At 73.7% G+C, this 25,276-nt stretch carries 27 protein-coding genes and 1 tRNA gene; 17 read left to right on the top strand and 11 right to left on the bottom strand.

Annotated features, from left to right (window positions below):
• Nucleotides 1-105 precede the first annotated feature (105 nt).
• Together DQE82_RS24625 and DQE82_RS24620 are read left to right on the top strand one after the other, a co-directional pair.
• Nucleotides 106-846 (top strand): hypothetical protein, encoded by a 741-nt coding sequence (locus DQE82_RS24625; RefSeq protein ID WP_176722887.1) that lies wholly within the window; start codon nt 106-108, stop codon nt 844-846.
• A 326-nt stretch (nt 847-1,172) separates the two neighbouring features.
• The gene (locus tag DQE82_RS24620; RefSeq protein WP_113974190.1) at nt 1,173-1,724 is read left to right on the top strand and encodes a hypothetical protein; all 552 of its coding nucleotides are present in this window, start codon (nt 1,173-1,175) and stop codon (nt 1,722-1,724) included.
• A 51-nt stretch (nt 1,725-1,775) separates the two neighbouring features.
• On the opposite strand, the gene DQE82_RS24615 is transcribed toward DQE82_RS24620, so the two are convergent.
• Nucleotides 1,776-2,693 carry an alpha/beta fold hydrolase gene (locus DQE82_RS24615; protein WP_113974188.1) on the bottom strand — a complete coding sequence of 306 codons (918 nt, stop codon included), beginning with the start codon at nt 2,691-2,693 and terminating at the stop codon, nt 1,776-1,778.
• Nucleotides 2,690-3,031 carry a hypothetical protein gene (locus tag DQE82_RS24610; protein WP_043323938.1) on the bottom strand — a complete coding sequence of 114 codons (342 nt, stop codon included), beginning with the start codon at nt 3,029-3,031 and terminating at the stop codon, nt 2,690-2,692. Before DQE82_RS24610 ends, DQE82_RS24615 begins: the two co-directional genes overlap by 4 nt.
• Nucleotides 3,032-3,102: 71 nt before the next feature.
• Between DQE82_RS24610 and DQE82_RS24605 the strand changes: the two genes are divergently transcribed.
• Complete coding sequence (locus tag DQE82_RS24605; protein WP_104112606.1) at nt 3,103-3,660, top strand: helix-turn-helix domain-containing protein; 558 nt, start codon at nt 3,103-3,105, stop codon at nt 3,658-3,660.
• On the opposite strand, the gene DQE82_RS24600 is transcribed toward DQE82_RS24605, so the two are convergent.
• Both DQE82_RS24600 and DQE82_RS24595 read right to left on the bottom strand, forming a co-directional pair.
• A complete protein-coding gene (locus DQE82_RS24600) occupies nt 3,633-5,060 on the bottom strand; it encodes an MFS transporter (protein ID WP_233514770.1) in 1,428 nt (475 codons plus the stop codon). The two genes, DQE82_RS24605 and DQE82_RS24600, sit on opposite strands and share 28 nt — an antisense overlap.
• Nucleotides 5,061-5,067: 7 nt before the next feature.
• A complete protein-coding gene (locus DQE82_RS24595; protein WP_043323944.1) occupies nt 5,068-5,304 on the bottom strand; it encodes a hypothetical protein in 237 nt (78 codons plus the stop codon).
• Between the two features lie 137 nt (nt 5,305-5,441).
• Between DQE82_RS24595 and DQE82_RS24590 the strand changes: the two genes are divergently transcribed.
• Together DQE82_RS24590 and DQE82_RS24585 are read left to right on the top strand one after the other, a co-directional pair.
• Nucleotides 5,442-6,587, top strand: coding sequence for a geranylgeranyl reductase family protein (locus DQE82_RS24590; protein ID WP_113974184.1), 1,146 nt, complete (start codon nt 5,442-5,444; stop codon nt 6,585-6,587).
• A gap of 9 nt (nt 6,588-6,596) precedes the next feature.
• On the top strand, nt 6,597-7,388 hold the full coding sequence (locus tag DQE82_RS24585) for a DUF2785 domain-containing protein (RefSeq protein WP_069089620.1): 792 nt from the start codon (nt 6,597-6,599) through the stop codon (nt 7,386-7,388).
• A 10-nt stretch (nt 7,389-7,398) separates the two neighbouring features.
• On the opposite strand, the gene DQE82_RS24580 is transcribed toward DQE82_RS24585, so the two are convergent.
• Complete coding sequence (locus DQE82_RS24580; RefSeq protein ID WP_113974182.1) at nt 7,399-8,433, bottom strand: NAD(P)-dependent alcohol dehydrogenase; 1,035 nt, start codon at nt 8,431-8,433, stop codon at nt 7,399-7,401.
• Nucleotides 8,434-8,528: 95 nt separating this feature from the next.
• On the opposite strand from DQE82_RS24580, the gene DQE82_RS24575 reads away from it, so the two are divergent.
• A complete protein-coding gene (locus DQE82_RS24575; RefSeq protein WP_231915437.1) occupies nt 8,529-8,714 on the top strand; it encodes a hypothetical protein in 186 nt (61 codons plus the stop codon).
• A gap of 40 nt (nt 8,715-8,754) precedes the next feature.
• Here the strand turns inward: DQE82_RS24575 and DQE82_RS24570 are convergent, their stop codons facing one another.
• Nucleotides 8,755-10,545, bottom strand: coding sequence for a bifunctional UDP-sugar hydrolase/5'-nucleotidase (locus tag DQE82_RS24570; protein ID WP_113974179.1), 1,791 nt, complete (start codon nt 10,543-10,545; stop codon nt 8,755-8,757).
• 152 nt (nt 10,546-10,697) lie between these two features.
• Here DQE82_RS24570 and DQE82_RS24565 point away from each other — a divergent pair, with 152 nt between their 5' ends.
• Entirely contained in the window at nt 10,698-11,600 is a 903-nt protein-coding gene (locus DQE82_RS24565; protein ID WP_064445930.1) for an SDR family oxidoreductase, read from the top strand.
• A gap of 139 nt (nt 11,601-11,739) precedes the next feature.
• On the opposite strand, the gene DQE82_RS24560 is transcribed toward DQE82_RS24565, so the two are convergent.
• Both DQE82_RS24560 and DQE82_RS24555 read right to left on the bottom strand, forming a co-directional pair.
• Nucleotides 11,740-12,390, bottom strand: a complete 651-nt coding sequence (locus DQE82_RS24560; RefSeq protein WP_064445931.1) for a nucleotidyl transferase AbiEii/AbiGii toxin family protein — start codon at nt 12,388-12,390, stop codon at nt 11,740-11,742.
• Complete coding sequence (locus DQE82_RS24555) at nt 12,387-12,713, bottom strand: hypothetical protein (RefSeq protein ID WP_043323958.1); 327 nt, start codon at nt 12,711-12,713, stop codon at nt 12,387-12,389. Before DQE82_RS24555 ends, DQE82_RS24560 begins: the two co-directional genes overlap by 4 nt.
• A 745-nt stretch (nt 12,714-13,458) precedes the next feature.
• Here DQE82_RS24555 and DQE82_RS24550 point away from each other — a divergent pair.
• The 9 genes from DQE82_RS24550 (at nt 13,459) to DQE82_RS24510 (ending at nt 23,593) form a co-directional block, all read left to right on the top strand.
• Nucleotides 13,459-14,049 carry a hypothetical protein gene (locus tag DQE82_RS24550; protein WP_113974177.1) on the top strand — a complete coding sequence of 197 codons (591 nt, stop codon included), beginning with the start codon at nt 13,459-13,461 and terminating at the stop codon, nt 14,047-14,049.
• 302 nt (nt 14,050-14,351) lie between these two features.
• Nucleotides 14,352-17,675, top strand: a complete 3,324-nt coding sequence (gene fdh, locus DQE82_RS24540) for a formate dehydrogenase (RefSeq protein WP_147265161.1) — start codon at nt 14,352-14,354, stop codon at nt 17,673-17,675.
• Nucleotides 17,668-18,711: a 4Fe-4S dicluster domain-containing protein gene (locus DQE82_RS24535; protein WP_043323965.1), complete on the top strand. Its 1,044-nt coding sequence runs from the start codon at nt 17,668-17,670 to the stop codon at nt 18,709-18,711. Before fdh ends, DQE82_RS24535 begins: the two co-directional genes overlap by 8 nt.
• Nucleotides 18,708-19,877 (top strand): NrfD/PsrC family molybdoenzyme membrane anchor subunit, encoded by a 1,170-nt coding sequence (gene nrfD, locus DQE82_RS24530; protein WP_113974173.1) that lies wholly within the window; start codon nt 18,708-18,710, stop codon nt 19,875-19,877. The genes DQE82_RS24535 and nrfD overlap by 4 nt, the downstream gene beginning before the upstream one ends.
• Nucleotides 19,878-19,922: 45 nt before the next feature.
• Nucleotides 19,923-20,018 (top strand) — tRNA-Sec (locus DQE82_RS30705).
• A 21-nt stretch (nt 20,019-20,039) separates the two neighbouring features.
• Entirely contained in the window at nt 20,040-21,332 is a 1,293-nt protein-coding gene (gene selA / locus DQE82_RS24525) for an L-seryl-tRNA(Sec) selenium transferase (protein ID WP_113974171.1), read from the top strand.
• A 5-nt stretch (nt 21,333-21,337) separates the two neighbouring features.
• The gene (gene selB / locus DQE82_RS24520; protein WP_113974169.1) at nt 21,338-23,101 is read left to right on the top strand and encodes a selenocysteine-specific translation elongation factor; all 1,764 of its coding nucleotides are present in this window, start codon (nt 21,338-21,340) and stop codon (nt 23,099-23,101) included.
• A gap of 45 nt (nt 23,102-23,146) precedes the next feature.
• Complete coding sequence (locus tag DQE82_RS24515) at nt 23,147-23,344, top strand: hypothetical protein (protein ID WP_030503909.1); 198 nt, start codon at nt 23,147-23,149, stop codon at nt 23,342-23,344.
• A gap of 66 nt (nt 23,345-23,410) precedes the next feature.
• Nucleotides 23,411-23,593, top strand: a complete 183-nt coding sequence (locus DQE82_RS24510; RefSeq protein WP_043323969.1) for a hypothetical protein — start codon at nt 23,411-23,413, stop codon at nt 23,591-23,593.
• 5 nt (nt 23,594-23,598) lie between these two features.
• Here DQE82_RS24510 and DQE82_RS24505 read toward each other — a convergent pair whose 3' ends face one another.
• The gene (locus tag DQE82_RS24505; RefSeq protein WP_043323971.1) at nt 23,599-24,255 is read right to left on the bottom strand and encodes a hypothetical protein; all 657 of its coding nucleotides are present in this window, start codon (nt 24,253-24,255) and stop codon (nt 23,599-23,601) included.
• 127 nt (nt 24,256-24,382) lie between these two features.
• Between DQE82_RS24505 and DQE82_RS24500 the strand changes: the two genes are divergently transcribed.
• Nucleotides 24,383-24,583 carry a hypothetical protein gene (locus DQE82_RS24500; protein ID WP_043323973.1) on the top strand — a complete coding sequence of 67 codons (201 nt, stop codon included), beginning with the start codon at nt 24,383-24,385 and terminating at the stop codon, nt 24,581-24,583.
• On the opposite strand, the gene DQE82_RS24495 is transcribed toward DQE82_RS24500, so the two are convergent.
• Entirely contained in the window at nt 24,580-25,053 is a 474-nt protein-coding gene (locus DQE82_RS24495) for a hypothetical protein (RefSeq protein WP_113974167.1), read from the bottom strand. The genes DQE82_RS24500 and DQE82_RS24495 overlap by 4 nt on opposite strands.
• Nucleotides 25,050-25,259 (bottom strand): hypothetical protein, encoded by a 210-nt coding sequence (locus DQE82_RS24490; protein ID WP_030503913.1) that lies wholly within the window; start codon nt 25,257-25,259, stop codon nt 25,050-25,052. The genes DQE82_RS24495 and DQE82_RS24490 overlap by 4 nt, the downstream gene beginning before the upstream one ends.
• Between the last annotated feature and the right edge of the window lie 17 nt (nt 25,260-25,276).

The raw sequence follows: 25,276 nt of genomic DNA, 5'->3' as shown, positions 1-25,276 counted from the left end.
TCGTTGTGTCCCCCATACCGTCGGAACCCAAACACCTACCCGGCGGTAGTCCCCCGAGGGGCGCTCATCCCGGAGCGCGTCGTAACGATCGAAAGGGCAACCATCGTGAAGCAGCACTTCACTCGATGGCTCCCCGCCATCGCGAAGACCGCCGTGGCGAAGACCGCCGTCGCGAAGACCGTCGCCGTCGCCAAGAACCGCCGCGCCGTGCTGAGCGTGGCGGGCGTGGCCGTCCTGGGCGGGCTGGCCGTCGGCCCCACCGCCGTGGCCGCGCCCGTGACCAGTGGCCCGCACGCCGGCGCCAAGGCCGCCATCGACCTGGCCACCGGCAAGCAGACCTCGACCGAGGCGGTCAAGCCCGGCCAGACCACCGGCCTGGACAAGCTGCCGACCAGGGCGGACCGGCCGGCCAAGGAGAAGCTCGTGCCGCACGGCGTCGAGGGCGCGCAGTCGCGCATCCCGCTCGACGACGCGCAGCTCGCCAACGCCAAGGCCATCGTCGAGGCGGCCAAGGAGACCGGCGTGGGGGAGCGGGGCGCCGTGATCGGCGTCGCCACCTCGCTGCAGGAGTCGAAGCTGTACAACCTGGGTCACCTCGGCGCGTACAACGACCACGACTCCGAGGGCCTGTTCCAGCAGCGCCCGTCGTCCGGTTGGGGCACGTCCGAGCAGATCACCGACCCGGAGTACTCCAGCAAGGCGTTCTTCAACGCGCTGAAGAACGTCGGCGGCTGGCACGAGCTGCCGCTGACCACCGCCGCGCAGACGGTCCAGGTGTCCGCCTACCCGTACGCGTACGCGCAGTGGGAGGAGCAGGCGGCGGACATCGTCCAGCAGGTCTGGTGACCCACCCGTAGCGAACGGCCGGCCCTCCGGGGTCGGCCGTTCTCGCCGATCTTGGAATTGTGGTGCCTCGCATACCTCGGATACCGGACATCCTGGGCGCCACAACTCCAAGATCGGCGGGGCGGGGCGGGGGCGGGTGGGGGGCGTTGTAAGCCGGTGCGCGACCGGAGTGGCGCCGGCGAGCGCCCCCGGGGAACAAGCCCGGGTCGTCGGTCGTTGCAGATGCACCCGGCACGCCCCGCGCTGCCGGATCCCCCCGAGAACTTCGAGCGCCTGACGGTGCCCACGCATCCCCCGAATGCGTCGACCCCCGAACGGAGCCCACCATGAACACGATCCTGCGCAAGAGCATCCTCGGTATCGCCGGTCTCGCCTTCACCGGTGGCGTGTTCGCCGGTCCGGTCGCCGCTCACGCGGCGGAGACCGCCAAGCCGGCCGCGGCAGCGGTTCAGGGCGTGAGCCCGCAGGGCGAGCAGTCGCACGTAGACCTGAACGACGAGCAGATCGCCAACGCCAAGGCCATCATCGCGGCCACCAAGAAGGCGGGCCTGCCCGAGCGGGCCGCTGTCGTCGCGATCGCCACCGCGCTGCAGGAGTCGAAGCTGGAGAACCTGGGTCACCTGGGTGACCGCAACGACCACGACTCGCTGGGCCTGTTCCAGCAGCGGCCGTCCAGCGGCTGGGGTACGCCGGAGCAGATCACCGACCCCGAGTACTCGACGCTGGCGTTCCTCAAGGGCCTCAAGCAGGTCGACGGCTGGCAGGACATGCCGCTGACCGAGGCCGCGCAGACCGTGCAGGTCAGCGCCTACCCCGACGCGTACGCGCAGTGGGAGAAGCAGGCCGCCGAGATCGTCGCCGAGCACTGGCACAAGTAAGACCCGACGAAAGGCCGGTACCCGATCCGGGTGCCGGCCTTTCGCGTGCTCTCAGCCGCCGTGCGTGGCCAGCCACGACAGCACCGGTTCGACCACCGACGGGTCCAGCGGCTGCTTCGCCTCGTCCCGGTACGCCCGCAGCGACGGCGGACCGGGCTGGCGCCGCAGCACGTGGGTGACGTCCGGCAGCACCGTGGTCTGCACGGGCCCACCCGCGTGGGCGGCGATGACCGGCAGGTCCGCCGGGTCGGTCTGGAGGTCCTTGTCGCCGGTGAGCGCGAGGATGGGGGCGTCGACGCGGGCCAGGTCCGGCCGGGGGTCGTAGCGCAGGAACTCCCGGAACCAGCGGGCGTTGAGCCGCTGCCCGCCGACCCACGCCACGTCCTTGTCGGTGGCGAGGATCTTCTCGTGGTTGCGGGCCACCTTCGCCACCAGGTCGGTGCGGGTGAGCCGGAGCACCAGGCGTACCGGCGCGGGCAGCGTGGGCAGCAGTCGTCCGGCCTGCCAGCGCAGCACCTCGGCGCCGCTGCGCCCGGGCGCGGACAGCAGGACCAGGCCGGCCACCGGTACGCCGCGCGCGGCGAGCGCGACAGCGGTGAGCGCGCCCTCGCTGTGCCCGACCAGGAACATCCGTCCGGCGTCCACGGCCGGGTCGTCGCGCAGCGCCGCGAACACGGCGGCCGCGTCGTCGACGTTGTCGAAGAAGCCGGTACGCAGGAACTCGCCGGTGCTCTCGCCGACGCCCCGCCGGTCGTACCGGGCGACCGCGATCCCGGCCCCGGCGAGCGCTGCGGCCAGGTGCCGCTGGATGCCCAGGGGCAGGCGGCGGTGGTCGCCGTCGCGGTTGATCGGCCCGGAGCCGGGCAGCAGCAGCGCCACCGGGTGCCCTCCGGCGCCGTCGGGCAGCGTGAGCGTGCCGGACAGCCGCTGCTCGCCCGAGTCGACGACGAGCGGACGGTCGATCGTCACGGCAGCACCGCCGCGGCCAGGGCGGAGGCGTCGTCGGCGCCGATGAGCAGGGAGTCGTACGCCTGGCCGGTGAGGGTGATGCGGACGGCCGGCTGGCCGCCGCGGACGCTGACGAACTCCTTGCCGGCCCTGCCGCGCCAGGTGCCGACGTTGCGCGTGCGGGGCACGCCGAGGCCGGGCGCCCGGATGCCGCGGGTGGCGCGCGCCCCGTCGGGCACGACGACGGCGCCCGCGACGGCGGAGCGGGGGAACGACAGGTCGCCGCGCAGGGCCCAGATCTTCTCGGCGGTGGTGAGCCGGACGTCGATGCGGTCGGGGGTGATGTCGATGGTGGCCATCGGCGCGCTCCTCGGTTCTGTTATCGTCGGTGAGAACATTACCGGAGGCGATAACAAAAAGGGGAGCGACTGTGGCACTCGACACCGTGGAGCTGCTGATGCACCCGGTCCGGCTGCGCATCGTCCAGGCGTTCCTGGGCGGCCGCACGCTGACCACCGCCGACCTGCGCAGCGAGCTGAGCGACGTGCCGCCGGCCACGCTCTACCGGCAGGTCGCCACGCTCGCCGAGAACGGCGTGCTGCACACGGTCGGGGAGCGGCGGGCCCGCGGCGCGGTCGAGCGCAGCTACCGGCTCCACGAGGCCGCCGCGTCGGTGGACCCGGACGAGGCCCGGGCCATGAGCCCGCAACGGCACCGCCAGGCGTTCCTCACCTTCGTCGCGGGCCTGCTCGCCGACTTCGACGGCTACCTCGACCGCGGCGACCCCGACCTGGCCCGCGACGTGGCCGGCTACCGGCAGAACGCGTTCCACGCCACCGACGCCGAGACCGCCGAGTTCGTCACCCGGTTCCGCGAGCTGTTCGCCGAGTACGCCGCGCTCGGCCCCGGGCCCGGCCGCACCCGGCGGCTGCTCACCACCGTGCTGCTGCCCGGCGCCGATCAGGGGCGGCCCGCCGGGCGTCGGTGACCGGCCACGATGTCCGCCACGGCGGCACCCAGCGCCAGCACGATGATCCCGGCGGCGAGCAGCAGTGAGTGGCGGAACGCCGTACCCCAGTCGCCGTGGTCGTCGGCGATCGTGGAGAAGAACAGCGCGCCCACCGCGGCGATGCCGGCGGCCGAGCCGATGCGCTGCCCGGTCTGCAGCATGCCCGCGCCGCTGCCGGCCATCGGCACCGGCACCTCGGACAGCGTGAGCGTCTGGTTCGGCGCGATCACCAGGCCGCTGCCCAGCCCCGCGACGAGCAGCGGCAGCGCGGTCCGCAGCGGCACGTTGTCGTGCGGCCCGCCCGCCAGCACCAGGTCGGTCGCGATCAGCCCGGCCACCACCGCCAGCAGCCCGATCGCGACGAGCGGACGGCCGTACCGGGTGACCACCCGGCCGCCGAGCGCGGAGGCGAGCGCCGAACCGAGCGCGAACGGCGTGATCGCCAGACCGGCCACGAGCGCGCTGTAGCCGAGCCCCATCTGCAGGTAGAGCGTGAAGATGAAGAAGATCGCGGTGAACCCGGCGAAGTAGATCAGGCCGATCAGCGCGCCGAGCGTGTACGAGCGCACCGTGAACAGCCGCAGGTCGAACAGCGGCTGGGCGCGCCGGGCGTACCGGTGCTCCCAGAGCGCGAACCCGGCGAGCAGCAGCAGGCCGACCGGGGTCAGCAGCCACTTGCCCGGGCCCCGCCACTGCTCCCGCTGCACCAGCGGCAGCAGGATCACCGTCACCCCGGCGCCGAGCAGCAGCACGCCGAGTGGATCGAGGCGGCCCCGCCCGGCGGGGTTCGTCGCCCGGGTCGGCATCAGCCGCCAGCCGAGCAGCATCGCCACGATCCCGACCGGGATGTTCACGAAGAACACCCACCGCCAGCCGTGCTCCGCGCCGCCCAGCTGGATGAGCAGGCCGCCGAGCAGCGGCCCCACGGCGGTGGAGATACCGATCGTCGCGCCCAGCAGGCCGAACGCGCGACCCCGGTCGGCGCCCCGGAACAGCTCCTGGATCATGCCGCTGACCTGAGGGTTCACCACACCGGCGGCGGCGCCCTGGACGAGCCGGGCCACCACCAGCCACTCCGGCGAGCGGGCCAGCCCGGCCAGCGCGCTGGTCAGCGTGAACAGGCCCACCCCGACCACGAACGCGGTACGCCGCCCGCGCGCGTCGCCGAACCGCCCGGCCGGCACCAGCACCAGGCCGAACGTCAGCGCGTACCCGGACAGCACCCACTGCAGGTCGCTCGGTGTGGCGTGCAGCGCCCGGTCGATCGACGGCACCGCGACGTTGACGATGCTGACGTCCAGCAGCGTCATGAACGCCGCGATCAGGCCGACGCTCAGCGCGCGCCAGCGACGCCGATCGTCGTACCCGGTGTCCGGCACGATCCGATCACGCCACCTGGCGCGCGCACCACCGCGGCCCGAAGTCCAGGCCGGACATCGGGGAGTCCTCGCGGTGCAGCAGCCCTCGCTCGGTGAGCGAGTGCAGCGGCTCGCGCAGTTCCTCCTCGGTCATCCCGGTCTCCTGGGCGATCAGGTCCGGGTAGGGGACGTGTCCCTGCACCTCCAGCGCGGACACCGCCTGGTACACCCGTTCCTCGACCGCAGACAGCTGGACCTGAGGCATCGCTTCCCTCCTCGGCGTGGACCGTCCGACCCGCGGACGGCCGGCGACCGGCGGTTACCCGGACGGGCCGCGATGATGCTCACCCGTTCGACTGTCGTGCCGGGCGGGGCGGCACGGCGGTGCCCTAGGCTGCACCAGTGATCATCTGGGATCTCGTCGTGGTCGGCGGTGGGCCCGCCGGACTCTCCGCCGCGCATGCCGCGGCCCGCTCCGGCGTCCGCACGCTCGTGGTCGAGCGGGCCACCCACCCCCGGTACAAGACCTGCGGCGGCGGCCTGATCGGCACCTCGCTGGCCGAGGTCGCCGACCGCCTCGAGGTGCCCGCCCACGACCGGGTCGACCGGATCACGTTCACCCGCGACGGGCGGCGCGCGTTCACCCGCCGGCACCCGTCGCCGCTGGTCACGATGATCCGCCGGGAGGAGTTCGACGACCGGCTGCGCGCCGCCGCCGTCGCCGCCGGGGCTCAGGTCCGCGAGGGCGTCGCGGTCCGCGCGGTCGAGCAGGACCCCGACGAGGTACGCCTGCGTCTGGCCGACGGCGAGGTGGTGCGCGCCCGTGCCGTCATCGGCGCGGACGGCTCCTCCGGCGTCACGGCACGCCACGTCGGTGTCCGTTTCCGCCAGGTCGACCTCGGCCTGGAACTGGAACTGCCGGTGGACGGTGCCGAACGGGAACGCTGGCGCGGCCGGGTGCTGCTCGACTGGGGGCCGCTGCCCGGCTCCTACGCGTGGGTGTTCCCCAAGGGCGACCGGCTCACCGTGGGCGTCATCTCGGCCCGGGGCGACGGCGACCGCACCCGCGCCTACCTGCGCGACTTCACCGACCGGCTCGGACTGTCCGGGGTGACGCCGGAGCACGACTCCGGTCACCTCACCCGCTGCCGCGCCGACGACTCGCCGCTGCGCCACGGGCGGGTGCTGGTCGCAGGCGACGCGGCCGGGCTGCTGGAGCCGTGGAGCCGGGAGGGGATCAGCTACGCGCTGCGCTCCGGCCGGCTGGCCGGGGAAGCGGTGGCCGCCGGTGACCTCGGCGCGTACGCCCGGGAGGTCGGCCGGCGGCTGACGCCGGAGATGCGCGCTGGGCACCGGCTGCTGGAGACGTTCGAGCGGCGGCCCGACGTGTTCCACGCGATGCTGGCCAGCCCGCCCGGCTGGCGGATGTTCGTCCGGTTCTGCCAGGGCCGGGCGAGCTTCGCCGAGATGCTCGACCGGCGGCCGGTACGCGCCGGGCTCGCGGTGCTCGACCGTCTGCCCGCGAGGGCGCGGGCCGTGGCCGGTTAACCTGGCGCGGTGACCGACTGGGATCTCGTCTGCGGACGCGACTTCGCGGTGCCGGACGGCCGCGACCTGGACGACCTCGTCGCCGAACTCGCCGCCGCGCTGCGCGACCCCGACCCGGCGGTCCGGGACGGCGCGCCCTACGTGGTGCTGCGCACCTGGATCGCCCGGGACGTGATCGACGCCGGCCGCCGTGCGAAGCTGGGCGCGATCATGGCCGAGCGGTTCACCGACCCGGAGATCCAAGCCCGCACGTTCGCGCCGCTGGTGCTGGACATGATCGTCAGCTGGGGCGACTTCGACCCGGCCTGGCTCGCCGCGTTCAGTGCCTGGTACCCGGCCGAGACCGACCTGCGCGGGTACGACGCGACGCTCGGCTGGCTGCACGCGGTGGCCCACGGCGCCGACCTGCTGGCCACGTTCGGCCGCCACCCGTCGGTCGACCCGGCGAGCATGCTCGACCTGGCCGCGGCCCGCCTCGTCGCGCCGACCGGGCACCTCTTCGCCGAACAGGAGGACGACCGGCTGGCCCGCGCGATCGCGCTGGTGCTGGCCCGGCCCGGCCTGTCCGGCGCCGACGCGCTCGGCTGGCTGGAACCGGTCTCGGCGAGCTACGCCGCGCTGCCCCGGGGCACCACGCCGGCCCACGCCTCGAACAGCATGCGGACGTTGCGGGCGCTGTACGTGCTGCTGGACACCGGCATCGGGCCGAGCCGGGACGCCCCGGCGCTGCCGCAGCCGCACCGCGACGCGGTCAAGGCACGCCTGGCCGAGGTGCTCGCCCCGGTCTTCCAGCACGGCTGAACGCCCCCGGTCAGGGGACGATGACCGCCCGCCCGTGCACGTCGCCCCGGCGCAGCGCCTCGTACGCCTGCGGCGCCTCCGCGAGCGGGAACGTCTGCACGTCGGCGTGCAGCCGGCCGTCGTGGGCCAGCGCGATCACCTCGTGCAGTTCGGCCCGGGTGCCCCAGAACGGCACCGCCACAGCGGCCTCGAACGGCACGGGCGGCGGTTCGTCGGCGACCGGCCGGACCGGCAGCGTACCGCCGGCCAGGCCGACCAGCAGCAGCTGACCGCCGGTGGCGACGACCTGCCGGGCGGTGTCCAGGGTCGCCTGGGCGCCGACGAAGTCGAGCACCACGTCCGCGCCGTCCGGCGGCGGCCCGACCAGCTCACGGATCTTCTCCACCGCGTCCGGGCCGGCCTGCACCACGTGGTGCGCGCCGAGCCGCCCGGCCAGGTCCAGCGCCGCGGCGCTGGTGTCGACCGCGACGATCCGTACCGCTGTGGTGGCGAGCAGGATCTGCAACCCCATGTGCCCCAGGCCGCCGATGCCGATCACCACGCAGGTGGTGCCGGGCCGCAGCCGGGGCCGGGCCAGCTCCACCGCGTGGTACGGCGTCAGCCCGGCGTCGGTGAGCGGCGCGGCCTGGGTCAGGTCCATGTCGCCGACCGGCAGCAGCCGGGACGCGGGAACCACGACGTACTCGGCGAGCCCGCCGTCGCGGCTGAGCCCGACGCCGCCGACCGGGGTTACCCGGCAGCGGTTCTCCTCGCCCCGCAGGCAGGCACGGCACCGGCCGCAGCCGATGATCCCGTAGACCGCGGCCCGTTCTCCGGGCGACCAGCCGACCACCCCGGCGCCGACCGTGTCGACGGTGCCGGCGATCTCGTGCCCCAGCGTCATCGGGATCGGGAACACGCCGGCCGGAGCGTCGAGGATGTGCAGGTCGGAGTGGCAGGCGCCGACCGCGCCGACGCGCAGCAGCACCTCACCGGGGCCGGCCTCGGGCGTGGGCACCTCCGTGTGCTCCAGCACCCCGGGCGCTGTCATCCGTACTGCGCGCATGTTTCCTCCACCTCGTCGCCGACGGTCGTCGCGGCGGCATACCCCTGCCGTGGTGGTTGATGCGCCGACGGGACGGGCGGGCGCACAATGCGGTCATGAGTGAGCCGGCCGAGTCGTTCACCGACGAGGAGTACGCGTTCCTGCGGCATGTCCGCTTCGGCGAACTGCCGGCCCGGGTACGCCCGGAGGACCTGACGCGCTCAGTGGAGACCGAGACCCCGCCGGACCGGCCGGACCCGGTCGGCGGGGAGTCGGAGTGGCATCTGCGCGCGGGTGGCTGACGGGGTCCGGGCCACCGGCCCGGACCCCGTCGCCGCACGGTCAGAAGACCGGCACGCCGTCGCGCACCAGCTTCCAGTTGGGTACGAAGAAGTCGGCCGGGTCGATGACGCCCTTGGCCTGCGCCCAGTCGATGAGCAGCTGGCGGATCTCCTGCTGGGCGTTGTAGACCTGGGTCTTCACGATGCCCGGGAAGTTGCCGCCGCCGCTGCGCCGGTAGTTGTTCACCGCCACCACGAACCGGGCGTCCGCCGCGACCGGGGTGTCGGTGCCGGCCAGCACCAGCCGGGTGATCCGCTGGCCGACCGGCTTGGCGATGTCGATGTCGTAGTCGACGCCGGAGAACACGTCGTAGTTGTAGTCCGGCACCGCCGGGTCGCTGATCGTCTCCGGGTTCACCGGCGCGCCCGACGGCAGCGTGACGAAGTACTTCGCCGAGTACTCCAGGTACGCCTTCACCTCGGCGCCGGTCAGCACGACCGCCTCCAGCGTGTTGTCGTACACGTAGAGGCCCGCCACGTCGCGGATGCGCACGTCGCCCTGCGGGAACACCGCGGTACGGCTGAACGGCGCGGCGATGGACAGCACCGGCAGGCCCGCGTACTCGCCGCCCGCGAGCGCCTCGGTTACGACCTCGGTCTGGACATGGTTGATGAAGTCCAGGATCGGGGTGTCCTTGTACCGCGACTCGGCGGCCGAAAGCTCCACGCTGGACTGCGCGACGACGCGGTTGACGTACTCGACGGTCTTGGCGTGCTGGCCGCGCACGGCCGCGAGCACCGCCGGGTCCTCGACCACGGTGTTGGTGTTGAGCGTGGTGGCCGACTTGGCGGTGACCGTCCAGCGGCCCTTCTCCCGGGTCAGCGTGAAGTCCATCCGGGTCAGCCGCTGGCCCCACTTCGACGGCTCCGAGGTGAGGACCCGCTCGCCGGTGGTGAGGTTGGTGACGAACTTCTCCGGCACCTCGTTGTGCGCGTGGCCGAACAGGATCGCGTCGATGCCGGGGACCTGCTCGGCGATCAGCGCGGTCGGGTTCTCGTTCGGCAGCTCCGGGCCGTAGCTGGAGGTGCCGCTGTCGCCGCCGTGCGCCGAGATGACGACCAGGTCGGCGCCGCGGCGGCGCATCTCCGGCACCCACTTCGCGGCGGTGGCGACCATGTCGGCGAAGACCAGGCGGCCCTCGACGTTGCCCTTGTCCCAGATGGCCACGCCGGGGTTGGTCAGGCCGAGGACGCCCACGCGCAGCTTCGGCGCGCCGTGCCCGCCGAGCTTGACCTCCTTGATCACGTACGGGAGGAACGCCGGCTTGCCGGTCTTCGCGTTGAGCGCGTTCGCGGCCAGGGCCGGGAAGCCGAGCTGCTCGATCCAGGTGGCCAGCAGCGGCAGGCCGTAGTTGAACTCGTGGTTGCCGAGCGTCACCGCGTCGTACTTGAGGATGTTCATGGCGCGTGCCATCGGGTGCGTCTCACCGGTGCTGGTGATCGGCTCCTGCTTGGCGTAGTACGTCGCCAGCGGCGTGCCCTGGATGGTGTCGCCGGCGTCGAGGACCAGCGTGGCCCTGCCCTTGCGCTCGGCGCGGATCTGGTTGACCAGGGTGGCGAGCTTCGCGACGCCGACGTCGTTCTGCTTGCTGTCGTCGAATTCCGCGTCCTTGTAGTAGTCCCAGTTGTAGACGTTGCCGTGGGTGTCGGACGTGCCGAGGATCGTCAGGTCCCAGGTCTTCGGCTGCTTCGGCTTCGCCTCGGCGGGCGCGCCGGCCAGCAGGGGAGCGGTCGCGGCGGCGGCCGCGACGGCCAGCACCTGGCGCCGGGAGGCGCCGGAGGAGGAAGTCATGAGGTGCCTTTCCAATGGGGGGTACGCGCCTCGTGGGCGCCGTTGCGCACCATAACCACCACATGTCGCGTGCGCCACACCGGCCCGTTTTGTTTCCCCTACGGTCACGGTGCTGCTGTTTCCCCTCCGGTCACCGGGGTAGGGGCGCAGACATGAGCGAGGACCAGTTCACCCAGCAGCACCCGGCCGAGCAGTACGGACAGCGCGAGGGACAGCCGTCGCAACAGCAGACGCCGCCCGGCAACGAACAGGAGATGGGGCCGAAGCCCGACCACGGCGAGCAGTCGTACCGGGGCAGCGACCGGCTCACCGGCAAGCGCGCGATCATCACCGGCGGCGACTCCGGCATCGGCCGGGCCGTGGCGATCGCCTTCGCCCGCGAGGGCGCCGACGTGCTCGTCACCTACCTCGCCGACGAGGAGGAGAAGGACGCCCGGGAGACGGTCGCCCTGATCGAGCAGGCCGGGCGCACCGGCGTCGCGGTCCGGTGCGACCTGCGCGAGGAGGCCAACTGCCGTGCCCTCGTCGACCAGGCGATGCGCGACCTCGGCGGCGTCGACATCCTGGTCAACAACGCGGCGTACCAGATGTCGCAGGACAACGGCCTGCTCGACATCACCACCGAGCAGTTCGACCGGGTGTTCAAGACCAACGTGTACGCCATGTTCTGGCTCTGCAAGTTCGCCGTGCCGCACATGAAGGAAGGCTCGACGATCATCAACACGTCGTCGATCCAGGCGTTCGACCCGTCGCCGCAGCTGCTCGACTACGCCACCACCAAGGCCGCCATCGCGAACTTCACCAAGGCGCTCGCGCAGAACCTCGCCGAGCGGGGCATCCGGGTCAACGCGGTCGCGCCCGGTCCGATCTGGACGCCGCTGATCCCGGCCACCATGCCGGAGGAGAAGGTGAAGCAGTTCGGCACCGACACGCCGCTGGGCCGTCCCGGTCAGCCGGCCGAGCTGGCGCCCGCGTACGTCTACTTCGCCTCCCAGGAGTCCAGCTACGTCACCGGCGAGATCCTCGGCGTCACGGGCGGCCGCCCGACGAAGTGAGCGTCCGGTCCGGCTGCGTCTCTGGTCCCGGCTCGCCCATCCGGCCGGTCCGGCTTGTCCCGGCTCGGTCGTCTGGTCCGGCGCGACTCGGGCGTCTGTCGGTCCGGCGCGGCGCGGCGGGGTCGTCTGGTTCCGTTGCTCAGCGGGGCCAGACGACCATCCGGCGGCGCACCTCGGCGATGCGCGGCGCGTCCAGGCCGTAGCGGGTGAACCGCCGGTCGGCCAGCCCGTCCAGGTAGCGGCCGGCGGCGCGCACGTCCTCGTCGTCCAGCGCCGGGTCCACCTGCCGGGCCAGCTCCAGCAGTTCCGCCACGCTGTACCGGTCCAGGGCGGCGGAGACGTCGATGTAGTCGCGTACCTCCCGCCGGTTCACCAGCGCGGCGGTCTTGTTGGCGATCAGGTCCCGCACGTCCATCACCGGGCCGAAGTCCATCACCACCGGGCTGCGGTGCCGGTCCAGGCGGGCCAGGCTGAGGCGGATCTGCCGGCCGTCCCGGCTCACCACGAAGTCCCGCAGGTCCCGGTCGAAGCCGTCGAACACCTCGCCCAGGCCGCCCGGATCCGCCTCGGCCACCCGGTAGCCGGCCCGTTCCAGCGCCGCGCGTACCCCGTCGGCCGCGGCCGCGGCGGCGCCCTCCACGTCGGCGAACAGGTCGACGTCCTCGGTGGGGCGGGTGACCAGGCCGTGCGCGGCCCAGGCGACACCGCCGCCGAGCACGAACCGGTGCGGGCCGGCGGCGGCGAGCGCCACCCGGGCCACCTCCCGGTAGAAGTCGTGCGGATGGGTCACGCCGGGCGCAGGCTCCGGTGCCGGCCCTCCCAGGCCAGGCGTACGCCCCGGGGCAGGTTCAACAGCGGCCACAACCGGCGCAACGTGCCCCCGTGGATCAGCTCGCGCAGATCCTCCACCCGGGTCGTCTCGCGCAGCACGTTCTCGTACATCCAGAGCAGTTCGTCCGGGTCGGCCAGGTCGAACGCGCGCTCGCTGCTCCACATGAGGCGTACCGGCAGTTCGACGATGCCGGTGGTGGGGCCGGTCAGCTCGTCCAGGGTGCGCGCCACCACGGCGGGTCGCCCGGGCCGGGCGAGGTACGCGTGCGCGGTGGCCGACATGGCATCAGGGTAACCCCAACCCGGCCCATCACCCCCCTCCCTTCCGTGCCTCCCCCTTCCCACCCTCCTCGCCCACACCGCGTCGATCATGAAGTTGACGGCGTGGGGCGTCCGGTTTGTCGCCGGCAGCGCTCAGGGCCGGAGATCTTGGAAGATTTGGGCACCTATGGCAGCCATTTCCTTCCAAGATCTCCCACGGTGGCGCGTGCACGTGTTGACGTCCGCCCTGCCGGGAGATCTTTATGGGGTCCGTTCCGTACCAAGATCTCTCGCGGACCCCGCTGTGCCGGCGGGTCTGCCGTCGGCGGCCCGACCTTCCACACGATCATGAGGTTGACGGTGACAAAACGGACACGAGGTGCCGCCAACCTCATGATCGACGCGGCAGGGACGCCCGGGCGTTGGCGTGCGCGGGCCGAGCGGTCGGCGGGCTGCGACGGCCGGAGTGGGGAGAGCGGGGCGTGTCGGGGAGGGCGTGTCCGTTTGCGTCGGGTGTCGGGTTTCGGGGTGGTCGGGGACACCCGGGTGGCGGAATCGGTGGCGGGGCGGGGGCGTTATACCTGGTGAACGACCGCAGCAGCATCCCCCGGCACCCCGGAATGATCCCGGGGCGGCGGTCGTTGGACATGTCTCCGGCCCCCGCAGCCACGGGCAGCGAGCCGGATCCCCCCGAAGACTTCTTGAGCGCCTGACGGTGCCCACGCACTCGCCCCCGGGTGCGTCGACCCCCGAATGGAGCCCCCTCATGAACACGATCCTGCGCAAGAGCATCCTCGGTATCGCCGGTCTGACCGTCGCCGGTGGCCTCGCCGCCGGCCCCCTCAACCACGACACCAGCACCCCCACCACCCGCGACGCCGCGGTCACCACCACCCAGGCCGCCAGCAAGCTCGACAGCGCCGCGCTGATCCCGCACGGCGTGCAGGGCACCCAGTCCCGCATCGACCTCGACGACGAGCAGACCGCCAACGTCAAGGCCATCATCGCGGCGACGAAGAAGGCCGGCATGGACGAACGCGCCGCGGTCGTGTCGATCGCCACCGCCCTGCAGGAGTCGAAGCTGGAGAACCTCGGCCACCTCGGTGACCGCAACGACCACGACTCGCAGGGCCTGTTCCAGCAGCGCCCGTCCTCCGGGTGGGGCACGGTGGAGCAGATCACCGACCCCGAGTACTCCACGACCGCGTTCCTGAAGGGCCTCAAGCAGGTCGACGGCTGGCGCGACATGCCCCTGACCGTCGCCGCCCAGACCGTCCAGGTCTCCGCGTACCCCGACCACTACGCCCAGTGGGAGCAGCAGGCCGCCGACCTGGTCGCCGAGCACTGGAACAGCTGACCCGGCGGTGACCGGGGTCACGAGGAACGAGCGGAAGAACCGTGACCCCGGTACCGTTGTGCAGAGCGTCGGTGTGTCCAGTGTCCCCGGGCCTCACCTAAATTGCCTTCGCGGAATACCGTTCGGCTGGAGCCGCGTCGCGCCACTCGCCGAGAGGCGACATGCACACCGACGCCCAGAGCCGCCCCGGCCATTCGGCCGGGGCGGCTCTGTCTGTGGGCTCGACTCGCACGCCTCCGGCACCTGGCCTAGGGTGAGAAGGAAGAGGTGAGAGCCGTTCTCGACGCGGAGGGGGTGCCCGGGTGGGTCTGAAGACCTTCATCCAGGGGTGGCCGGTCTACCGGCAACTCACCGGCACCGATCCGCTCGGTCGCGGTGCCGCCGCCCAGTCGGCGCGCTCCGCCGCGCTGACCGCCCGCACCGAGACCGCCGACGGCATGGCCCGCTCGGTCTGCCCGTACTGCGCGGTCGGCTGCGGGCAGCGCGTCTTCCACTCCGACGGCAAGGTCACCCAGATCGAGGGCGACCCGGACAGCCCGATCTCGCGCGGCCGGCTCTGCCCGAAGGGCTCGGCCAGCAAGAGCCTGGTGACCAGCCCGCTGCGCCAGACGAAGGTCCGCTACCGCCGGCCGTACGCGACCGAGTGGGAAGACCTGGACCTCGACGTCGCGCTCGACATGATCGCCGACCGGATCCTCGCCGCCCGCGCGGAGACCTGGGAGGACGTCGACGACGAGGGTCGTCCGCTGAACCGGACGCTCGGCATCTCCAGCCTCGGCGGCGCGACGCTGGACAACGAGGAGAACTACCTCATCAAGAAGCTGTTCACCGCGATGGGGGCACTCCAGATCGAGAACCAGGCCCGTATTTGACACTCCGCCACCGTCCCCGGTCTGGGGACCAGCTTCGGTCGCGGCGGCGCCACGGACTTCCAGCAGGATCTCGCCAACGCTGACGTCATCATCATCCAGGGCTCGAACATGGCCGAGGCCCACCCGGTGGGTTTCCAGTGGGTGATGGAGGCGAAGAAGCGCGGCGCGAAGGTCTTCCACGTCGACCCGCGGTTCACGCGCACCAGCGCGCTCGCCGACACGTACCTGCCGATCCGGGCGGGCACGGACATCGCGCTGCTCGGCGGCGTGGTGCGCTACATCCTGGACAACGAGCTGGACTTCCGGGAGTACGTGCTGGCGTACACCAACGCGGCCAACATCGTCAGCGAGCGGTTCGCCGACACCGAGGACCTGGACGGCCTGTTCTCCGGCTACAACCCGGACACCGGCTCCTACGACCACGCCAGCTGGCAGTACGAGGGCCAGGAGGACAACGCCAAGATCCGGGGTACCGGCAAGGAGCGTGACTCGGCTTCCGGGCTGGAGCACGAGTCGCACGGCGAGCCGGTGCCGGCGCAGGCCCCGCGGGACGAGACGTTGCAGCATCCGCGCTGCGTCTACCAGATCCTGAAGCGGCACTTCTCCCGCTACACGCCGGAGATGGTGGCCCGCGTGTGCGGCATCCCGGAGGAGAAATTCCTCGAGCTGGCGCGTGCCTGGACGGAGAACTCGGGGCGGGAGCGCACCGGCGCGCTCGTCTACTCGGTCGGCTGGACGCAGCACAGCGTGGGCGTGCAGTACATCCGCACCGGCTCGATCATCCAGACGCTGCTGGGCAACATGGGCCGTCCGGGCGGTGGCATCCTGGCGCTGCGCGGTCACGCCAGCATCCAGGGCTCCACCGACATCCCGACGCTGTTCAACCTGCTGCCCGGCTACCTGCCGATGCCGCACCACGCCGACCACCCGACGTTCGACAGGTGGGTGGACAGCATCCGGCACCCGGGCCAGAAGGGCTTCTGGGGCAACTCGCGGGCGTTCGCGGCGAGCCTGCTCAAGGCGTACTGGGGTGACGCGGCGACGCCGGAGAACGACTTCTGCTACGGCTACATGCCCCGGATGACCGGCGACCACGGCACGTACCAGCAGGTCCTGAACATGATCGACGGCAAGGTGAAGGGCTATTTCCTGCTCGGCCAGAACCCGGCGGTCGGCTCGGCGCACGGCCGCGCCCAGCGCCTCGGCATGGCCAACCTCGACTGGCTCGTGGTCCGCGACCTGTTCATGATCGAGAGCGCCACGTTCTGGAAGAACGGCCCGGAGGTCGCCACCGGTGAGATCGTGCCGGAGGAGTGCCGTACCGAGGTGTTCTTCCTGCCGGCGGCCTCGCACGTGGAGAAGGAGGGCACGTTCACCCAGACGCAGCGGCTGCTGCAGTGGCGGGAGAAGGCCGTCGACCCGCCGGGCGACGCCCGCTCCGAGCTGTGGTTCTTCTACCACCTCGGCCGCGTGCTGCGGGAGAAGCTGGCCGGCTCCACCGAGCGCCGCGACCGGGCGCTGCTGGACCTGGCCTGGGACTACCCCACGCACGGTCCGCACGCGGAGCCGAGCGCCGAGGCGGTGCTCAAGGAGATCAACGGGTACGAGGTGGCGACCGGCCGCCCGCTGAACGCGTTCGGCGAGGCCCGGGACGACGGCTCGACGGCGATCGGCTGCTGGATCTACTCCGGCGTCTACGCCGACGGGGTGAACCAGGCGGCCCGCCGCCGGTCCCGCCACGAGCAGGACTGGGTGGCCGCCGAGTGGGGCTGGGCGTGGCCGGCGAACCGCCGCACGCTCTACAACCGCGCCTCCGCCGACCCCGAGGGCCGGCCGTGGAGCGAGCGCAAGAAGTACGTCTGGTGGGACCCGGATGCCGGCGAGTGGACCGGCTACGACGTGCCGGACTTCGAGAAGACGAAGCCGCCGTCGTACCGGCCGCCGGAGGGCGCCTCCGGGCCGGCCGCGCTCGCCGGTGACGACCCGTTCGTCATGCAGGGCGACGGCAAGGCGTGGCTGTACGCGCCGAGCGGCGTCCTGGACGGCCCGCTGCCGACGCACTACGAGCCGGCCGAGTCGCCGATGCGCAACCCGCTCTACGGTCAGCAGGCCAACCCGACCCGCAAGATCTACGAGCACCCGATCAACCGGATGAACCCGAGTCCGCCGGAGCCGCACAGCCAGGTCTTCCCGTACGTGTTCACGGTCAGCCGCCTCACCGAGCACCACACCGCCGGTGGGATGAGCCGTACCGTGCCGCGCCTGGCCGAGCTGCAACCGGAGATGTTCGTCGAGGTGTCCCCGGAACTGGCCGGCGAGGTCGGGCTGGCGCACCTGGGCTGGGCGCACCTGATCAGCGGCCGCGCGGTGATCGAGGCGCGGGTGCTGGTCACCGACCGGCTCACTCCGCTGCGGGTGGACGGGCGGATCATCCACCAGGTGTGGCTGCCGTACCACTTCGGCACCGAGGGTCTGGTCACCGGCGACTCGGCGAACGACCTGTTCGGCATCACGCTGGACCCGAACGTGCTCATCCAGGAGAGCAAGGTCGGCACCTGCGACATCCGGCCCGGCCGTCGTCCCACCGGTCCGCCGCTGCTGGACCTGGTCGGCGACTACCAGCGGCGGGCCGGGATGACGCCGGACCGGAAGATCCCGCTGGTGACCACCGACGCGGCCGGCGGGGACGACGCCGCCGGCAGCACCGACGAGCAGTCGCCCGCCGCGCACCAGGACGGGGAGCCGCATGCCTGACGCCAACAGCCTGTACGGTCCGCTGGACCCGGCCCCCGACGCGGGTTGGGTCGAAGCGCCGCCCCGGATGGGCTTCTTCACCGACACCAGCGTCTGCATCGGCTGCAAGGCGTGCGAGGTGGCCTGCAAGGAGTGGAACGGCGTCCCGGACTCCGGGTTCGACCTGCTCGGCATGTCGTACGACAACACCGGCGCGCTGACCGCGAACTCGTGGCGGCACGTCGCGTTCATCGAGCAGCCCCGCCCGGCCGGGCACCGCACGCCGCCGTTCGCCGGCGACCCGACCGGCCCGGCGACCAGCCCCGCGTCCGCGGCGGTCGGCGCGGGCACGGCCCCCGACACCGGCACGAATCCCGGTCTGCCGCCGGGGCGGCCGGAGGCGGCGGCACGGATGGCGGCCGGTCCGGAGTTCCTCGGCATGCCCGGCGCGCAGCCGCCCGGGCGGGACAGCGGCGCGGAGACCCGCACCGACTTCCGCTGGCTGATGATGTCCGACGTGTGCAAGCACTGCACGCACGCGGCCTGCCTGGACGTGTGCCCGACCGGGTCGCTGTTCCGCACCGAGTTCGGCACGGTGGTGGTGCAGGAGGACATCTGCAACGGCTGCGGCTACTGCATCTCCGCCTGCCCGTACGGCGTGATCGACCAGCGCAAGGGCGACGGCCGGGCGTGGAAGTGCACGCTGTGCTACGACCGGATCGGCGCGGGCATGACGCCCGCCTGCGCGCAGGCGTGCCCGACCGAGTCGATCCAGTACGGCCCGCTCGACGAGCTGCGGGAACGGGCCGCCACGCGGGTCGCCGCGCTGCACGAGCGGGGCGTGCCGGAGGCGCGCCTGTACGGCCACGACCCGACCGACGGCGTGGGCGGCGACGGCGCGTTCTTCCTGCTGCTCGACGAGCCGGAGGTGTACGGGCTGCCGCCGGACCCGGTGGTCACCACCCGGGACCTGCCGAAGATGTGGAAGCGGGCCGGGTTCGCCGCGCTGGCCATGGCGGCGGCTGCCGTCGCCGCGTTCGTCGGAGGATCGTCGTGAGCCCGGACCGCCCGGTCGGTGACCTGTTCCGCCGCTTCCGCGAGCGCCTGTCCACGGGACCGGAGGACCGCGGCGCCGCCGAGCGGGAGAACGGCAGCCGGGCCACCGCGGCCGGTCCTGGCGTGGGGCGCACCGACGCGGGTTCCCGCGACGCGCGGCTGGCCCCGCACCCGCCCCGCGACGCGGCCCCGCGCCGGCGCGGCAAGGGTGGTGGTGAGCAGCTCAACGTGCCGCCGGCCGAGTTCACCTCCTACTACGGCCGGCCCGTCCTCAAGCCGCCGGTGTGGCGGTGGGACATCGCCGCGTACCTGTTCACCGGCGGTCTCGCCGCCGGCTCGTCGCTGCTGGCCGCGGGCGGGCAGCTCACCGGCCGCCCGGCGCTGCGCCGCGCCGGCCGGGTCACCGCCCTGGCGGCGGTGGGCGCGAGTACGTACTTCCTGGTCCACGACCTGGGCCGGCCGTCCCGGTTCCACCACATGCTGCGGGTGGCGAAGGTGACCTCGCCGATGTCGGTGGGCACCTGGATCCTCAGCGTGTTCGGCCCGGCCGCCGGGCTCGCCGCGATCGCCGAGGCGGCGCCGCTGCTGCCCGAGCGCGGCGTGCTGGGGCTCGGCCGCCGGCTGCTGCCCCCGGCCGGGCACACCGCCGGTGTGGTCGCCGCCGTCACCGCGCCCGCGCTGGCCACGTACACCGGGGTGCTGCTGGCGGACACGGCGGTGCCGTCGTGGCACGAGGCGTACCCGGAACTGCCGGCCATCTTCGCGGGCAGCGCGCTGGCCAGCGGCGCCGGTGTCGGGCTGGTGGCCGCGCCCTGCGCCCAGGCCGGTCCGGCGCGGCGCCTCGCGGTCGCGGGCGCGGCGATGGAGCTGTGGGGTTCGCACCGGGTGGAGAACCGGCTCGGGCTGCTCAGCGAGCCCTACACGCAGGGCACACCCGGCAAGCTGCTGCGCGCGGGCCGCGCGCTGACCGCCGCCGGTGTGGTCGGCGCGCTGGTCGGTCGCCGCAGCCGGGTGCTGTCCGCGCTGTCCGGCGGCGCGCTGATCGCCGCGTCGGTGTGCACCCGGTTCGGGATCTTCCACGGCGGCGTCGCCTCCGCGCGCGATCCGCGGTACACGGTGGTGCCGCAGCGCGAACGCGCCGACCGGCGGGCCGCCGACCAGGTCTGACACCTCCCCGGGCGGCCTCCCGTCCGCTGTGGTTGACTGCTGCGTGGAGGCGTTCAGGCGGCTGGTGCCCCTCCCGGTCTTCAAAACCGGTGTGGTCCGGGACCCGGGCCAGGCGGGTTCGATTCCCGTCCGTCTCCGCCAAACCGTTCCCGGGAGTGCGCGATGCGTGAGGTCGACCCGCGACGGCGGGTGCCGCGCACCGACGCGCTGCTCGCCGATCCCGCGCTGGCCGCCGCCGCCGTGACGCTGGGCCGCGACCGGGTCAAGGCCGCGATCGTCAGCGCGCAGGACCGCGCCCGCCGCGGCGAGCTGACCCCCGATCAGGTACGCGACGCGGCGCTCGCCGACCTGCCCGGCCGTACGCCACGCGCCGTGCTCAACGCCACCGGCGTCGTGCTGCACACCAACCTGGGCCGTGCCCCGCTCGCCCCGTCCGCCGTGGACGCGCTCGTGGCCGCCGCCGGGCACACCGACGTGGAGCTGGACCTGCGTACCGGACGGCGGGCGCGGCGCGGCCGGGAGGCGCTGGACGCGCTCGCCGCCGCGGTGCCCGACGCCGGGGCGGTGCACGTGGTGAACAACGGCGCCGCCGCGCTGGCGCTGGCCGCGACCGCGCTCGCCGCCGGCCGGGAGATCGTGGTCAGCCGCGGTGAGCTGGTCGAGATCGGCGACGGGTTCCGCCTGCCCGACCTGCTGGCCAGCACCGGCGCGCGGCTGCGCGAGGTGGGCACCACCAACCGCACCACGCGCGCCGACTACGAAGCCGCGATCGGCGAGCACACCGGGTTCGTGCTGAAGGTGCACCCGTCGAACTTCGTGGTCACCGGCTTCACCTCGGCGGTGCCGGTCGCCGAGCTGGCCACGCTCGGCGTACCGGTGGTGGTCGACATCGGGTCGGGCCTGCTCGCGCCCGACGCGCTGCTGCCCGACGAGCCGGACGCCGCCACCACGCTGCGCGCGGGCGCGCACCTGGTCACCGCCAGCGGCGACAAGCTGCTCGGCGGCCCGCAGGCCGGTCTGCTGCTCGGCGACGCCGACCTGGTGCACCGGCTGCGCCGGCACCCGCTCGCGCGGGCGCTGCGCGTCGACAAGCTCACCCTCGCCGCGCTCGCCGCCACCCTGTACGCCCCGACCACGCCCACCCGCGACGCGCTGCACGCCGACCCGGTCCGGCTGCGGGAGCGGGTGGAGCGGCTGCGTGACCGGCTCGGTGAGGACGGCTGCAAGGCCGAGGTGGTGCCCAGCGCGGCAGTCGTCGGCGGCGGCGGGGCGCCCGGCGTGGAGCTGGACTCGTGGGCGCTGAGCCTGCCCGAGCGGTACGCCGAGCCGCTGCGCGCCGGCGACCCGGCGGTCCTCGGACGGGTGCTGCAGGGCCGGCTCCTGCTGGACCTGCGCGCCGTGCCGGAGGGCGCCGACGACCGGGTCCGCGTGGCCGTGCTGAGCGTGGAGGACTGACCGGCATGTGGGTGGTGGCCACCGCCGGGCACGTCGACCACGGCAAGTCGACGCTGGTGCGGGCGCTGACCGGGATGGAACCGGACCGGTGGGCGGAGGAACGCCGCCGGGGCATGACCATCGACCTCGGCTTCGCCTGGACCACGCTGCCCTCCGGCGGCACCGTCGCCTTCGTCGACGTACCGGGGCACGAGCGGTTCGTGCCGAACATGCTCGCCGGTGTCGGCCCGGTCCCGGCCGCGCTGATCGTGGTGGCCGCCGACGAGGGCTGGATGCCGCAGTCCGCCGAGCACCTGGCCGCGCTGGACGCGCTGGGTGTGTCGTACGGGCTGCTCGCGGTGACCCGCGCGGACCTCGCCGACCCAGGGCCGGCGACGGCGCGGGCCCGCACGGAGATCGCCGCGACGTCGCTGGGCGAGGTGGAGGCGGTGCCGGTCTCCGCGGTCACCGGCGCCGGCTTGCCCGAGCTGCGCGCCGCCCTGGACCGCCTGACCGCCCGGCTGCCCGACCCGGCCGCTGACGCGCCGGTGCGGCTCTGGGTGGACCGCGCGTTCACGGTACGCGGCAGCGGCACCGTGGTCACCGGCACGCTCGGCGGCGGCCGGCTGCGCGTCGGCGACGAACTGGAGCTGGCCGGCACCGGCGAGGCGGTGCGGGTACGCGGGCTGCACTCCCTCGGCGCCGCGCACACCGCCGTCGAGGCGGTGGCCCGGGTCGCGGTGAACCTGCGCGGCCTGCCCCGGGACCGCGTCGGGCGCGGCGACGCGCTGCTCACACCCGGCCGGTTCGGGCGTACCGACCTGCTCGACGTGCGACTGTCCGGCGACCCGGCCGCCGACCTGCCGGCCACGCTCATGCTGCACGCCGGCTCGGCGGCGGTGCCTGCCCGGGTCCGGCCGCTGGGCCCGGACACGGTCCGGCTGCGCCTGGCCCGGCCGCTGCCGCTGCTGATCGGGGACCGGGCGCTGCTGCGCGACCCCGGCCGGCACCACGTCTGCGGTGGCGTCACGGTGCTGGACGTGGACCCGCCGCCGCTGCGCCGCCGGGGCGCGGCAGCGGCCCGCGCGGCCGTGCTCGCCGGGCTGGACGGGCGCCCGGACCTGCACGGGGAGCTGCGCCGGCGGCTGCTGATCCGGGCCGGGGACCTGACCCGGATGGGCGTGCCGCCGACCGCGACGCCGGTGGCCGGGCAGTGGCTGGCCGACCCGGAGCACTGGCGGGACCTGGGCCGCCGCCTCACCGAGGAGGTGACCCGGTACACCGCCGAGCATCCGCTGGCCGCGGGCGTGCCGGTCGACGTGCTGCGGCACCGGCTCGACCTGCCCGACCGCGCGCTGGTCACGGCGCTGCTGCGCCCGCCGCTGCGGCTGCGCGACGGCCTGGTCACCGCCGCCGGGCAGCACACGCTGCCCGATCCGGTGGCGCGGGCGGTGGACCGGGTCCGGGCCGAGTACGGCGACCGCCCGTTCCAGGCGCCCGAGGCGCACCACCTGGCCGACCTCGGGCTCGGCCCCCGCGAGATCGGCGCCGCCGTCCGGGCCGGCGCGCTGCTGAAGCTCGCCGAGAACGTGGTGCTGCTCCCCGGCGCCCCGGACGACGCGGTGCGCGTGCTGGCCGGGCTGCCGCAGCCGTTCACGCTCAGCGCCGCCCGGCAGGCGCTCGGCACCACCCGCCGGGTGGCGGTGCCGCTGCTGGAGTTGCTGGACCGGCGCGGCGCCACCCGGCGGCTGCCCGACGACGCCCGCGAGGTGCTCCGCCCGCCGGGCTGACGCAACAGGCGTCGCCCGCCCGCTCCGGTCACCTACCGTGACGCCATGGACCCTTCCGCGGTCTGGCGGGACAAGAACCACAAGTGGCGGATCGAGGCGTACCGCGCACCGGACCTGAGGTTCGCCATCTACGCCACGAACGGCCCCACCGAGTCGGCGCCGCTGTGGCTGTTCGGGATGGCCGCGCTGGCCCGCTGGCTGATGACCCACGCGATCTCCCTGGACGACCTGGAGACGGACTGACACCCGGACGGGGGACGGCCGCCCGATCCCCGCCCCGGGCGGCGCCGCCGGTCGTACGGTGCGGGCGTGAAGGACAGGGGACTGCGTACGTTCATCACCGTGCTGGCCGGACTGGCCGTGATCTACTTCGGCTTCTCGGGAAGCCGCGATAGCGGCGGGGAGGGCGGCGTCTCCGGCGGTGTGGTGCTGCTCGCGCTGCTCGCCGCGCTGCTGGCCTGGAACCTGACCAAGCCCGGGCCGGCCAAGTAGCGCTCTCAGCGCGCCGTGGCGGCGCTGCGGCTCACCTCGCCGGCCGACTCCTCGCCCAGCGCCACCCGCACCAGCGCCGACGCCAGCCGTCCGAAGTCGGCCTCGCCGACCAGCCCGACCAGGTCGCCGGGGCTCGCCGGCAGGCCCAGCCGTTTCGCCCCGGCCAGCGTGCGCCGGTCGGCGTACGGGCGCACGTCCGGCCACACCGACTGCGCCTCGCGCAGGAAGATGTCCGCCCCGGTGGGGCCGATGCCGGGGAACTCGGTGAGAAACCGGCGCAGCGCGGCCCGGTCGGCGCCGGCTTCCTGGTGCAGCCGGCGCAGGTCGCCGTGCCAGCGGTCCAGGCAGAGCCGGGCGCCGGTGCCGAGCATGGTCGCGGTCCGCTCGTCGTAGCGCCGGTAGTGGCCCCGGCCCAGCGCGTCGACCCGGTCCTGCCAGCTCGCCGCCTCCATCGTCTGCGGGGTGCGGTAACCGGCGGCGAACAGCTCCCGGGCGGCGGCCACCGCCACCGACGCCCGGATCCGGGTGCTCAGCAGCGTGGTGAGCACCAGCAGCTGGTAGAGCGGGCCGGGCCGGTCGGCGAGGGTGATCCCCGCCTCCTCCGCGTACGTGCGGGACTGCCGGTCCAGCAGGGCGCGCGCGACGTTGCGATCGTCTGGCATCCATCCGGCTTACCCGTCCCGGCCCCGGCCAGACCCCCGCGCCGATCCGGAATGCGCCGGGCGGCGACGGGTACGCCTGTCTGGTGCGCGGCCGACAGCCGTGCGCCCCACCGGGAAGGAGAGAGCCGTGGTCAAGCCGCAGCAGGAGGAACTGCGCCGGAACGATCTCGGCGCCACCAGCCAGGACAGCCGCAAGACGGCCACCCAGGCGGGCGGCCGTTCGCGGAGCCGGGGCACGTCGAACGCCGACGCGGGACGGCCCGTTCCGAAGGGTCAGGTGTCGCCGTACGGCCCGGCCGGTGAGCCGGTTGCCGACGACGAGAGCTAACCGCGAGCCGACGCCGGCCGCAGCCGCCGCCAGGTGGCTGCGGCCGACAGCCCGTACGCCAGGTGCGGGATCAGGTCGGAGACCCAGTCGGCGCGCCGCCAGGTACGCGGATCGGTCACGCCCAGCACCGTCATCGAGCCGTCCGAGGTGGCCATCACCCCACCGCCGAGCAGCACCGTGGCCAGCGGCAACGGGATCCGCCGGTGTCCGGCGAGCAGACCGAACGCGGCCCCCGCGGCGATGCCTGTGGCGTACCCGAGCAGTGGCCCCAGACCGGAACGGCGGTTCGCCGCCTCGTCGCCGGGGCCCAGGTCGACGTGCGTGACGTCGGCCAGCCGTCCGGCCACCGACTCCGGGGTGCTGCTCGCCGGCCGCGCCCGCAGCGCCATGTCGAGGTAGGAGACCGCGTTGAGCACGGCGCTGCCGACGGCGCCCGCGATGGCGCCGTCGACGGCGGATGCCGCTCTCACTTCGGGTCACCCGGTTCCCGGTTGCCCTTGGGGCCGTAGGTCCGTTCGCCCCGGACCACGCCGCGTTGCCCACGGTCGTCCTGCAGGATCCGGTTGGCGACCTGGTTGGCCTCCTTGTCGGTGGCGCGCCCGGACTGCTCGACGAGGTCGCGCAGCCGTGCCCGTTGCTTGTCGTACGCGTTGCTGCCCGGACGGGGTCCTGCCATCACTGCCTCCTCGGGTC

Origin of the sequence: Micromonospora sp. LHW51205 (genome assembly GCF_003315815.1) — a bacterium.
Lineage (GTDB): Bacteria > Actinomycetota > Actinomycetes > Mycobacteriales > Micromonosporaceae > Micromonospora > Micromonospora chalcea.
This window is presented reverse-complemented; position numbering and strand designations above follow the sequence as displayed.